The 13,196-nt window shown below is 57.8% G+C and carries 3 protein-coding genes, 2 tRNA genes and 3 rRNA genes (1 of these 8 running past the window's edge); all 8 read right to left on the bottom strand.

The genetic code is table 11. The features are described from left to right. Window positions 1–2,100 carry an exodeoxyribonuclease V subunit alpha gene (recD, locus tag AC1UK9_RS03775; protein WP_482579480.1) on the bottom strand — a complete coding sequence of 700 codons (2,100 nt, stop codon included), beginning with the start codon at window positions 2,098–2,100 and terminating at the stop codon, window positions 1–3. Further along, window positions 2,097–5,786 carry an exodeoxyribonuclease V subunit beta gene (gene recB / locus AC1UK9_RS03770; protein ID WP_482579479.1) on the bottom strand — a complete coding sequence of 1,230 codons (3,690 nt, stop codon included), beginning with the start codon at window positions 5,784–5,786 and terminating at the stop codon, window positions 2,097–2,099. Before recB ends, recD begins: the two co-directional genes overlap by 4 nt. Next, the gene (gene recC, locus AC1UK9_RS03765; protein ID WP_473014406.1) at window positions 5,783–9,235 is read right to left on the bottom strand and encodes an exodeoxyribonuclease V subunit gamma; all 3,453 of its coding nucleotides are present in this window, start codon (window positions 9,233–9,235) and stop codon (window positions 5,783–5,785) included. The genes recB and recC overlap by 4 nt, the downstream gene beginning before the upstream one ends. 154 nt (window positions 9,236–9,389) lie before the next feature. Then, window positions 9,390–9,505, bottom strand: a 5S ribosomal RNA gene (gene rrf / locus AC1UK9_RS03760). 159 nt (window positions 9,506–9,664) lie between these two features. Further along, window positions 9,665–12,556: ribosomal RNA gene (locus tag AC1UK9_RS03755) — 23S ribosomal RNA — on the bottom strand. A 227-nt stretch (window positions 12,557–12,783) separates the two neighbouring features. Beyond that, window positions 12,784–12,859: transfer RNA gene (locus AC1UK9_RS03750), tRNA-Ala, on the bottom strand. Between the two features lie 9 nt (window positions 12,860–12,868). Further along, window positions 12,869–12,945 (bottom strand) — tRNA-Ile (locus AC1UK9_RS03745). Between the two features lie 124 nt (window positions 12,946–13,069). Further along, window positions 13,070–13,196 (bottom strand): 16S ribosomal RNA (locus tag AC1UK9_RS03740) (it continues 1,410 nt past the right edge of the window). The 16S, 23S and 5S rRNA genes sit together here with 2 tRNA genes alongside, the layout of an rRNA operon.

The raw sequence follows: 13,196 nt of genomic DNA, 5'->3' as shown, positions 1-13,196 counted from the left end.
TCATCCATGAGCCTCGCCGCCCTCCTCCAGTTCCAGCATCAGTCCGCTCAGACGCTTGACCTTGCGCTGCACCGCCTCCTCGAACACTCCGGCCCGGGGTTCAATCAAGGTGAACCAATGCTTGGCCCGGGTAATGCCGGTGTAGATCAATTCCTTGGTCAACACCGGATTCAAGGCATCCGGGAGGATCAGCGCCGTATGGGCGAATTCCGAGCCCTGGGATTTGTGTACGGTCATCGCGTATACCGTTTCAACGTCGTTGAGTCGGCTCGGCAGTACAAAACGCACGCCGCCCTGACCATCGTTGCGCGGAAAGGCGACGCGCAGTACCGGTTTTCCAGCCTCTGGGCCTTCGCGCTCGGGCAACTTGAGGGCGATGCCGATATCGCCGTTCATCAGGCCCAGACCATAGTCGTTACGGGTCATCAGCACCGGCCGGCCTTCGTACCATTGCTGGTCATGCTCAATCAGGCGCGCCTTGAGCAGGGCTTCGGTGATCCGCAGATTCAGCCCTTCAACGCCCCAGGGTCCCTTGCGCACGGCACACAACAACTGGAAAGTATCGAACGCCTGCAACACATCCCGGGCCCAGTTGATCCAGTCCGGATGCTCCAGCGGCCTGCCTCCCGGCGGGCGTTGATTGCGCAGCACGTTCAGGTAGTGGCGATAGCCCTGCGGACCATCACCATGACCTTCAAGCACAAGGCGTTCAAGCTTGTGGTCGTACTCGCCATTGAGCCGCAGCGAAAATACATCGTCGAAGTGACCGGCCGCCAGCAACTGACGCGCCTCATCGGGCAACTGCTGATTGACCCGACGCGCAAGCTGACCAATGCCGCTGCCTTCACCGAAGCGCCGGGAATGACGCAGCATCACCAGTTGCTGGGCCAGCGGATGTGAGCCGTCGCGATCCTCGTGCAGGCCACTGCCCTCCAAGGACTCTCCACTGACCGACTCCAGCCACTGCCGGGTCTGCGGGTTGTACCAGCCTGCCTCGGCATCGCGGCACAGATCACCCAGCACCGCGCCGGCCTCCACCGAAGCGAGCTGATCCTTGTCGCCGAGCAACACCAGACGCGCATGCGGTGGCAACGCGTCGAGCAGATTGGCCATCATCTCCAGGTCGATCATCGAGGCTTCATCGACCACCAGCACATCCAGCGGCAAGCGGTTACCGGCATGGTGACGGAAGTGTCGGGTCCCCGGACGGCTGCCCAGCAGGCGATGCACGGTGGTCACATCGCAGGGGATTTTCTCGCGCACGGCTTCGGCGACCTTCAGCGACTGCACTTGCTGACTGATGGACTCAGTCAAGCGCGCCGCGGCCTTGCCGGTCGGCGCCGCCAGACGAATGCGCAACGGCTGACCGGCTTCCACCGCCGGAGCCTGAAGCAGCGCGAGCAGGCGCACCACCGTGGTGGTCTTGCCGGTGCCCGGCCCCCCCGTGATGATGCTGAAGGCTCCGCGAGTGGCAAGGGCACAGGCGAGTTTCTGCCAGTCGATCACTGCACCCGACCGGGCGGAGCCGAACAACTCGTCGAGACGCAGGGGTAGATCATCGGGTGGCGTTTCGCCTTGGGCCAGACGTGTGCGTAACGCTGCATCGATACGCCGCTCATACGCCCAATAGCGCCGCAGATACAAACGCTTGCCGGACAGCACCAACGGACGCTGGTGCGCCGTGGCGCTGTTGTCCGCTGCCAACGCAACCAGAGCGCTGCTAGCCAACGCCTTGCACCAATGAGCGCCATCCAGCGTTTCAAGCAACTGCGACGGCAGCAGCAATACGCCACTTTGCACATCGCCTTCGGGAGGCAGCGACAGAGCAAAATCCGGTGCCTTGAGGGTTTCGAACACGTCGAGGCAAACATGCCCGTGACCCAGTTGATGGCTGGTCAGCGCAGCCGCGAGCAACACCAGCGGATCTGACTCGGGCGCGAGCTCGTGCAGAAAACCGACGAAGGCTTTGTCCAGCGAACGAAGCCAGCCACGATCGACCCAGCGATCGAGCAAGATCAGCAGATCTGAGGCACTCGTCAGCGGCGCCAGGCTCGACGGATTGTCGACTCCAGCTGACAGATCGGCGAAGGTACGGTTCATAGCAGGACTCCCTGTTCCCATGCGGGCTCGGCCTTGGGTTCCGGTTTGCCCTGGAACAGGCGATCCAGACGCTCGATCAGCTCTCGTGGCGGGCGCGCAAAATACACGCCGCGACTGTCTGCCCGAGTCCCTCGCAGAAACACATACAACGCACCACCGACATGTCGATCGTAATCATAGTCAGGTAGTCGCGCCTTCAACTGTCTATGCAACGCCAACAGGTACAGCACGTATTGCAGGTCGTAACGGTTGTCGAGGATCGAGCGCTCCATGGCTTGCTCGGTATAGGCCGCATCATCGACGCCCAGCCAGTTGGATTTGTAGTCGGCCACGTAATAACGGCCCTCGTGTTCGAAGGTCAGGTCGATGAAGCCTTTGAACATGCCGTTGAGTTGCACAGGCTCGGCGGCCACCCGTGCCACGCCATTGTGGGTGTACTGGCGCACCCACTCGTCGAGTTTGAGTACATCGACCCTGTGACTGGCAAACCAGAACTCCATCTCGACGCGGTACTGCTTCAGTTGCTCGAGAACCACCGGAGGCTGCCCACCACCTGTCGGCAACGAAGATTTGAGCAGGTGGTGCAGCCACTCACTCAGGGTGGTAATCCAGCCCTCCCAGCCGCGCAGGTTGCAGCGCCGGCCAATCGCGTCCTTGAGCGTCTCGAAGGAGACGGCAAAACCTTCATCCCCGGCCCACTCCAGCAAGCCATGGAGAAAAGTGCCCGGGTTAGGTCCACGGGGGAATCGATGAATATCGGCACCGCCGGCGATGATCTCACGCGGTGCATCCGGGTCGAGACGTTCATCATCGAACAGCTTTTGCGCCTGTGGACTGTCAGGCGCCTCATCACTGCCGACGCTCAGCACGTCGCTGATGCGCAAGGCACTGTAGGAGGCAATCCACCAGTTCTCACTGGCCTTGCGCTTGGGTACCAAGGTGGCACTGAGGATCGCCTCGTTGCGCTCGGGGCGATAAAAACCGTCTGTAGCTTGCGGCATTTCCCCCGTGCATATGGCCGCACAGTCCTGCTGCAGGTCCAGCAGCCAACGGCTCAGGCCGATTGATTCACCCAGTGTTTCACCGCCACCCAGCAAATAACCAAGCGCCGAAAGGTGAAGTACCGAACTGTTGTTATTGCCGCGCTTGAGATCCGCGACACCCAGCCAGCAGGCATGTTGCGCGCGAGTCAGGGCGACGTAGAGCAAACGCAGATCTTCGGCCAGACGCTCAGCGTCCGCCAGGGCGATCAACTCGGCAGTCGGCTTCAGGCTCACCTGAGCCTTGCCGGCGGGATCGTGGTAATGCAGTGGCAAGCGGCTGCCATCCACAGGTTTTGCCGAGCAGATGAAAGGCAGGAACACCAACGGATACTCAAGCCCTTTCGACTTGTGGATAGTCACCACCTTGACCAGTTGCTCGTCACTCTCAAGACGCAATATCTGCTCTTCACCGGCCTGACCGGACAACGCCAGCAATTCTCCCAGATGACGAATCAGCGCCTGCTCGCCATCGAGTTCTGCTGCGGCCTGTTGCATCAGTTCCGACAAGTGCAAAAGGTTGGTCAGCACCCGTTCGCCATCACTGCGTGCGATCAGCGTCTGCGGCAAATGGAAGTCGTGAAGCAGGCGCCGCAACATCGGCAGCACACCTTGCTTGCGCCACAGTTCGCGATAACCACGGAACTGCATGACCCGGGCTTCCCAGACCAACTCGTCCTGATTCAATCGCTCCAGCTCAGCCAGCGGCAGATTGAGGGTGATGCAGGCCAGTGCAGCCTTCAGCGAACGCTCGACATCCGGCTCGGCGCAGGCCTTGAGCCAGGACAGCAGGTCATGTGCTTCCTGAGCGGCAAAGACCGAGTCCTTGTCCGACAGATAAACACTGCGCACCCCACGCCTGGCGAGCTCTGCGCGTATGGCCTGGGCCTCTTTGCCGTCGCGTACCAGAATCGCGATATCGGAAGGCCGCAAGCCTCTGAAGCTTTCTCCTTCCTGAACGAATCCCACCGCACCGGTTTGTCCGCCATTGAGCAATGCAGTGATTTCGCTGGCACAGGCTGCCGCCAACTGCTGGCGATAGACTGCACCTGAGAGAGGCTGGTCCGTCGGCAGGTGCCAGACGTTCAACGCCGCGACATCCTGGCTGGCAATCTGCAGTCGTTCTTTGCGCCCCTGAGACTCAACTGGCTGGAAGGGCACCGGGTTTTCCCCGTTTTTTTCCCGAAACAAAAACGCGCCGCGTCCCTGCTCACGGGACTCGGCGCGTTCAAATACATGATTGACCGCGTTGACCATGCCATGGCTGGAGCGGAAGTTGGTGCCCAGCGTATGCAGGCGGCCGGTGGTGGCCTGGCGCGCACGCAGGTAGGTGTAGATATCGGCGCCACGGAACGCGTAAATCGCCTGTTTCGGGTCGCCGATCAGGAACAGACCGGTGTCTGGACTGTTGTCTTCGATGCGGTAGATGCTCTCGAAGATCCGGTATTGCACCGGGTCGGTGTCCTGAAACTCATCGATCAACGCTACCGGAAACTGCTCGCGGATCACCGCTGCCAAGCGCTCGCCGCTATCCGATTGCAACGCCGCATCGAGGCGCAACAGCATGTCGTCGAACCCCATCTCCGCACGGCGCCGCTTCTCTTCCTCAAAGCGTGCGCCCACCCATCTTGCCGCGTGCTGCAGAACAGCAGCGTCGGGGGTCGGCAGTGCATCGAGACGCGACTTGAGGCCTGGCATCGCGTCCAGACCCGGATGGCTCGGTGCCTGGCCCTTCCAGGCTTCGGCCATCCCGTCAGGGGTCAGTCGGGTGAAACCGGTGCCGATGTCCAGTTGCTCCATGGCCTCGTCTTCGGCCCAGGCCTTGAGCTTCTCGAACCAGGGCTCGAAGTAGCGCGCCTGCATCTTGCGCCCGTCGACCGCTTTGCTCGCAACACCTTCGTGACATATCACCAACAGCTCGTCTGCCCACTGACGCCAAGGCGTTTTCAGTTCGAGAAGCGCGGCACGCCGTTCCTGCAGGCACTCCTCGATCAACTCTGCGGGCGCTTTGCCTTCATCGTTGTCGCGCTCACTGCCAAACAAACTGCGCACCCGTGGCAACAACGCGGCCGGCCCGCCCCAGTTGCCACGCACCCAGTTCAGCGCATCTCCCTGCATCGGGTAACAGAACAGTCGCCAGTAATCGCGCAACACTTCACCGAGCAGATCGCTGTGATCGGTTTCCAGGGACTGGGTAAACAGGCTGCCACTGTCGAACGCGTGTTCGCGCAGCATGCGCTGGCACCAACTGTGAATGGTCGAGACAGCCGCTTCATCCATCCACTGCGCGGCGATGTCCAGACGATTGGCGCAGCCAGGCCATTGTGAGGGGTCAAACTGCTCACGCAGTTCGTCGATCAGTCCGTCCGGCGCTGGGGTCTCCTTCCGGAAAAAACGCGCGGCCTCGGCCAGCCGTGTGCGGATTCGTTCACGCAGTTCTTTGGTGGCGGCATCGGTGAAGGTCACCACGAGAATCTGCGGTGGTAGCAGTTCTCGGCCAAAGCCGTTCGACTCGCCGCCGTGCCCAAGGATCAGACGCAGATACAGAGCAGAAATGGTAAAGGTCTTGCCGGTACCGGCGCTGGCTTCGATGAGCTGACTGCCGTGCAGCGGGAATGCCAGGGCCAGAGGTGTCTTGCCGCTCATGTGCGTGCCCCTTCGCTGGTCAATGAGCGCCAGGGCGCTTCGTACAAGGGGCGATACAACGCGTCGCACCAACCGGAGAACGTTTCGTCGGCAATCAATGCATCGAAGTCGGCGAATTGTCGGGAAAGCGCAGGGCTCTCGCGGCGCTCGCCTTCGCTGTTCTGGCCGTCGCCTTCGTAGGCTTTTCGGGCAGCAGCGTCGGCCTTGAGCGGGTCAGTCTGCGCAAGCCAGGCGAAGGCGGTCTTTACCGCAACCGGCAGTGGCTGGCGCATGCCGGCCTGCCAGGCGAGCAGCAGATCACCAAGGAAACGCACAGCCCTGTCCTGCTCCATCGGCTCAAGCAGCAACGTATCGTCACTCGCCACCAACGCCGTGCTCAGCGTGAGCCCGCTCGCGCAAGCCACCAGGTGATTGACCCAGGGTTTGGTCAACCGATGCCATTTTCGACTTTTGATCGAGCCGATGCTGTTGGGAATGGTCGTGACCGACAACACCTCACCGTCCGCTCGTTGATGCAAACCGGCAAGCCAACCTTCAACGCGTACACCCTGCAATTCAAGATTGACCGGGATCGCACTGGTCAAGGGCGTTGGCCACAACGCCAGAAGCTGTTGGTAACGTTGCAGCAAGTCCGGTAACGGCTCGATCAACTCCCTCTGGAGACATTCACCGAAACCGGCCATGGGCAGCAAGCCACTGTTTTGCAGACGCCGGGCCTGATCCTCAAGCGCACGATCGACATTGTGTGGCTGCCTGAGTGCGGCTTCGAGCAGGCTGTCGCTCAGTGTGTAGCGCTGCAACGCATCGAGCACAAAAGGTTCTTCGTCAGCCAGCGGGGCCTCAGCGGCCTCGAAATACACTTTGAGTCGCTGAGTGAAAAAGTGCCGGATCGGATTACGCAGAAAGTCCTGCAGCAAGGCCAGGCTCAATGGTTCTTCTTGAACATGCGGCGCCAGTAATTGCGCTTCGTGTTGCGACTCATGGAGTTGGTGTAAAACCTGCCATTCACGGGCATAGCTGAACAGCTGATCGCCTTCATGGAAATAGCGTGAGCTGAACGGTTGCAGTGGATGCTCCTCGGTCATGGCGCTCAACAGATCCTGCTGTTCATCGAGCAACCGCCAGCCGCTGGCAAGGTGGTCGCGCAACTGGCCGATCAGCACCGACGCGGGACGCTCACTGTTGTCGCGAATACTGCGCCCGACCCAACTGATGTACAGCTGATCACGTGCAGACAGCAGCGCTTCGAGCAACAGATAGCGATCGTCTTCACGCCGCGAACGGTCCCCTGGACGGTAATCACTGCCCATGAGGTCGAAGTCCAGCGGCGGTTGCGCCCGGGGGTAGTCGCCATCGTTCATCCCCAGCAAACAGACGAGTTTGAACGGGATCGCCCGCATGGGCATCAGCGTGCAAAAGTTTACCGCACCGGCGAGAAAACGCTGAGAGAGGCGCCCTTGATCCAGTCCCGCGAGCCAGGCTTCTCGGACCACCGTCAACGGCAGTTCATCGACCAACCCTACGGACTCGCAGGTTTTCAGCCAGGTCTCGCGCAGCTCTTCAAGTTGCGTCAGCAGATAATCGTCGTGCTCGTTACTGGCCTTGAAAAACAACTGCATCAGGACTTGCAGACGCAGGCCCCACGCCTTGGGCTGAGCGGCCTGAGTGAGCTCGTGATGGGCCCGCTCCAATGCGTCGAGCAAAGCAACCAAGGGCCCGATCAACGCAGCATCAAGACCACCGATCTCATCATAAGGCTCAATACCCGCGCAGGCGCTGGAGCTGCCGACGGCGTACCCCAGCAGCATTCGCCGCAGGCCGAAATGCCAGCTGTTCTGCTCCAGCTCATCCGGCAGGCCCAGACCGGCACGCTGTTCGGCGTTCATGCCCCAGCGCACCCCCGCCCCTTCGATCCAGCGATGCAGCGTTGGCAGATCACGCTCTTGCACGCCAAAACGGGCGCGTAGTGCGGGAACGTCAAGCAGGTCGAGGATCTCACTGACCGGGAAACGACTGTCCGGCAATTTGAGCAGGTGCTCGACTGCAATCAGCAATGGGTCCCGGCCGCGCTGCCCTTGGTCGGCCAAAGTGAAAGGGATGAAGCGTGGATCATGCCGATCCAGTTGACCAAAGACTGCCCGAATATGCGGTGCATAGCTGTCGACGTCCGGCACCATCACGATCACATCGCGTGGACGCAGATCCGGATTGGCGCTGAAGCGTGCGAGCAACTGATCGTGGAGGATCTCCACTTCACGCTGAGCGCTGTGGGCAATGTGAAAGCGGATGGACTCGTCGTGTTCGAGATCAACAGCAGGCCAGTATTCACGTGTTTCGTTGAGTGGCCGCAATTCGAGGATATCGTCCTGAAGCTGATTGAGCAGGTTCTGTGGCTGATTCTCACTGAACAGGTCGATACGCCCATCGCGAAAAGCAGCGCGATAGCTGTTGGGGTCGTCATAACTGTCGAGCAGGTTGATGTAGTCGCGACCTTGCTTGCCCCACGCGGCAAGTAGCGGGTGGGCGTGTTGATGCAACGCATCGGGATCGAGTACCGCTGGCATTCCGGTCTTGCGACTTTGGCGCTTGTATTGATGGCGCAGCAGATCCTTGTCCGCGACGATATCGGCCCAATGATGCCGGCAAGGGTTATGCACACACAGCAGCACCTGGCTGAAACGCGCAAGTCCCGCCAACGCTTCGAGCACTTGGGCCGGCAATGAAGATATGCCGAACACGATCACCCGCGATGGCAGTCCCGCAGGTGCCTGCTCGAGGGCGTTTATGCGCTCGATAAATCGCTGGTGAACGCCGGCCCGACTCTGCGCCATGCCCTGTTCGCCCACGTCCTCCAACAGCGCACGCCACAGTTCAGCCTGCCAACAACTGACGGGGGGCAGTGGCTTCACCTCGCCTCTGACATTGCGTAACTGGTGCCGGCCTTCGGCCCAATCTTCGAGCCAATCAGCCCGATACACCTGGTATTGGTCAAAGAGGTCCGCCAAGCGTTCGGACAACTGGTAGCGCTTGCGCAAATCGGTGTCATGAGTAAGGAAGCGTTGCAACGGCTCAAAATGCGGGCGATCAATCACCTGCGGCAACAAGCGCATCAGTCGCCAGGTCAACGGGGCTTTGTCGAGCAGGGATGTGGCCGGGATTTCGTCGCGGCCCAACACCATACGGTAGAGCTGCCACATGAAACTGCCAGGAAGTTGCACATCGATGGCAGCGGCTATCCCGCAGCCACCGAGGTCATCCTCTTCAGGGTCTTCAGCCAGAGCCAGTTTCAGCCACTGGGCGATACCGTTGCTCTGCACCAGAGCGATTTCATTCTCCAAGGGCGCCAATGGATAGCGCCGCATGATGCTGACCACCAGGCTGCGTAGTTCGTCCAGGCTATTGCTCTGGACCACCATGAATGCAGCGTTGAGGGACGAGGCGTCCGGCATAAAAACTTCCTTGGAAAAGTACAAAAGCCAGGGCAGAACCTTAGCACTGTCGGCAGGCTGTGACAGCCGGAAGGGGCACCTGCATGTCGTAGGAACTTTCCTGCGGGCAAAACAAAACCCCAACTGCTTTCGCAATTGGGGTTTCGGAATTTAATCTTGACGATGACCTACTCTCACATGGGGAAACCCCACACTACCATCGGCGATGCATCGTTTCACTTCTGAGTTCGGGATGGGATCAGGTGGTTCCAACGCTCTATGGTCGTCAAGAAATTCGGTGTGCCGACTCGTCTTTCGACGCTTCAGCAAATTGGGTATGCGATAGTTTGTGTGTTTCTCTCGAACTTTCGGTTCGTTTCGTCTTCACACACCGCAATCTGGTGACCTTTCGCTTTTCAGCTCAAAGCCTGCAAATTGCTTGGGTGTTATATGGTCAAGCCTCACGGGCAATTAGTATTGGTTAGCTCAACGCCTCACAGCGCTTACACACCCAACCTATCAACGTCGTAGTCTTCGACGGCCCTTCAGGGAACTCAAGGTTCCAGTGAGATCTCATCTTGAGGCAAGTTTCCCGCTTAGATGCTTTCAGCGGTTATCTTTCCCGAACATAGCTACCCGGCAATGCCACTGGCGTGACAACCGGAACACCAGAGGTTCGTCCACTCCGGTCCTCTCGTACTAGGAGCAGCCCCTCTCAAATCTCAAACGTCCACGGCAGATAGGGACCGAACTGTCTCACGACGTTCTAAACCCAGCTCGCGTACCACTTTAAATGGCGAACAGCCATACCCTTGGGACCGGCTTCAGCCCCAGGATGTGATGAGCCGACATCGAGGTGCCAAACACCGCCGTCGATATGAACTCTTGGGCGGTATCAGCCTGTTATCCCCGGAGTACCTTTTATCCGTTGAGCGATGGCCCTTCCATACAGAACCACCGGATCACTAAGACCTACTTTCGTACCTGCTCGACGTGTCTGTCTCGCAGTCAAGCGCGCTTTTGCCTTTATACTCTACGACCGATTTCCGACCGGTCTGAGCGCACCTTCGTACTCCTCCGTTACTCTTTAGGAGGAGACCGCCCCAGTCAAACTACCCACCATACACTGTCCTCGATCCGGATAACGGACCTGAGTTAGAACCTCAAAGTTGCCAGGGTGGTATTTCAAGGATGGCTCCACGCGAACTGGCGTCCACGCTTCAAAGCCTCCCACCTATCCTACACAAGCAAATTCAAAGTCCAGTGCAAAGCTATAGTAAAGGTTCACGGGGTCTTTCCGTCTAGCCGCGGATACACTGCATCTTCACAGCGATTTCAATTTCACTGAGTCTCGGGTGGAGACAGCGCCGCCATCGTTACGCCATTCGTGCAGGTCGGAACTTACCCGACAAGGAATTTCGCTACCTTAGGACCGTTATAGTTACGGCCGCCGTTTACCGGGGCTTCGATCAAGAGCTTCGCGTTAGCTAACCCCATCAATTAACCTTCCGGCACCGGGCAGGCGTCACACCCTATACGTCCACTTTCGTGTTTGCAGAGTGCTGTGTTTTTAATAAACAGTCGCAGCGGCCTGGTATCTTCGACCGGCATGAGCTTACGGAGCAAGTCCTTCACCCTCACCGGCGCACCTTCTCCCGAAGTTACGGTGCCATTTTGCCTAGTTCCTTCACCCGAGTTCTCTCAAGCGCCTTGGTATTCTCTACCCAACCACCTGTGTCGGTTTGGGGTACGGTTCCTGGTTACCTGAAGCTTAGAAGCTTTTCTTGGAAGCATGGCATCAACCACTTCGTCACCCAAAGGGTAACTCGTCATCAGCTCTCGGCCTTAAGATCCCGGATTTACCTAAGATCTCAGCCTACCACCTTAAACTTGGACAACCAACGCCAAGCTGGCCTAGCCTTCTCCGTCCCTCCATCGCAATAACCAGAAGTACAGGAATATTAACCTGTTTTCCATCGACTACGCTTTTCAGCCTCGCCTTAGGGACCGACTAACCCTGCGTCGATTAACGTTGCGCAGGAAACCTTGGTCTTTCGGCGTGGGTGTTTTTCACACCCATTGTCGTTACTCATGTCAGCATTCGCACTTCTGATACCTCCAGCAAGCTTCTCAACTCACCTTCACAGGCTTACAGAACGCTCCTCTACCGCATCACTTGCGTGATACCCGTAGCTTCGGTGTATGGTTTGAGCCCCGTTACATCTTCCGCGCAGGCCGACTCGACTAGTGAGCTATTACGCTTTCTTTAAAGGGTGGCTGCTTCTAAGCCAACCTCCTAGCTGTCTAAGCCTTCCCACATCGTTTCCCACTTAACCATAACTTTGGGACCTTAGCTGACGGTCTGGGTTGTTTCCCTTTTCACGACGGACGTTAGCACCCGCCGTGTGTCTCCCATGCTCGGCACTTGTAGGTATTCGGAGTTTGCATCGGTTTGGTAAGTCGGGATGACCCCCTAGCCGAAACAGTGCTCTACCCCCTACAGTGATACATGAGGCGCTACCTAAATAGCTTTCGAGGAGAACCAGCTATCTCCGAGCTTGATTAGCCTTTCACTCCGATCCACAGGTCATCCGCTAACTTTTCAACGGTAGTCGGTTCGGTCCTCCAGTCAGTGTTACCTAACCTTCAACCTGCCCATGGATAGATCGCCCGGTTTCGGGTCTATTCCCAGCGACTAGACGCCCTATTAAGACTCGCTTTCGCTACGCCTCCCCTATTCGGTTAAGCTCGCCACTGAAAATAAGTCGCTGACCCATTATACAAAAGGTACGCAGTCACAGAACAAAGTCTGCTCCCACTGCTTGTACGCATACGGTTTCAGGATCTATTTCACTCCCCTCTCCGGGGTTCTTTTCGCCTTTCCCTCACGGTACTAGTTCACTATCGGTCAGTCAGTAGTATTTAGCCTTGGAGGATGGTCCCCCCATATTCAGACAAAGTTTCTCGTGCTCCGTCCTACTCGATTTCATGACCAAGAGATTTTCGCGTACAGGGCTATCACCCACTATGGCCGCACTTTCCAGAGCGTTCCGCTAATCTCAAAGCCACTTAAGGGCTAGTCCCCGTTCGCTCGCCACTACTAAGGGAATCTCGGTTGATTTCTTTTCCTCAGGGTACTTAGATGTTTCAGTTCCCCTGGTTCGCCTCTTGCACCTATGTATTCAGTACAAGATAACCATCTTATGATGGCTGGGTTCCCCCATTCAGACATCTCCGGATCAAAGTCTGTTTGCCGACTCCCCGAAGCTTTTCGCAGGCTACCACGTCTTTCATCGCCTCTGACTGCCAAGGCATCCACCGTATGCGCTTCTTCACTTGACCATATAACCCCAAGCAATCTGGTTATACTGTGAAGACGACATTCGCCGAAAATTCGCGATTAAACTCACAAATTTTACCTTAGCCTGAATAAACACCAGTGAAAGTGCTATCCAGTCTATCTTTCTATCACATACCCAAATTTTTAAAGAACGATCTAATCAAAGACTAGAAATCAATATTCGCACTGGAATATTCATTTCTAAACTCTAACAAGCAGAAGCAGTTAATGGTGGAGCCAAGCGGGATCGAACCGCTGACCTCCTGCGTGCAAGGCAGGCGCTCTCCCAGCTGAGCTATGGCCCCATACAAAATTGGTGGGTCTGGGCAGATTCGAACTGCCGACCTCACCCTTATCAGGGGTGCGCTCTAACCAACTGAGCTACAGACCCAATTTCGAGCGCGTAACTGATTAGCTAAGAGCTATCAGCTTGGAGCTTAAAGCTGCTTCTATCGTCTTCTTCAATGAATCAAGCAATTCGTGTGGGAACTTATGGAGCAGCTGATGTCGTCGATTAAGGAGGTGATCCAGCCGCAGGTTCCCCTACGGCTACCTTGTTACGACTTCACCCCAGTCATGAATCACACCGTGGTAACCGTCCTCCCGAAGGTTAGACTAGCTACTTCTGGTGCAACCCACTCC

Source organism: Pseudomonas sp. AK-TSAG1-1 (genome assembly GCF_056821665.1).
The sequence above is the reverse complement of the archived record's forward strand: the minus strand, read 5'-3'. Positions and strand labels throughout refer to the sequence as shown.

Bases quoted from the DNA above. Each gene is read 5' to 3' on its own strand.
- recD (WP_482579480.1), bottom strand. From the start codon at position 2,100: ATGAACCGTACCTTCGCCGATCTGTCAGCTGGAGTCGACAATCCGTCG.
- recB (WP_482579479.1), bottom strand. From the start codon at position 5,786: ATGAGCGGCAAGACACCTCTGGCCCTGGCATTCCCGCTGCACGGCAGT.
- recC (WP_473014406.1), bottom strand. From the start codon at position 9,235: ATGCCGGACGCCTCGTCCCTCAACGCTGCATTCATGGTGGTCCAGAGC.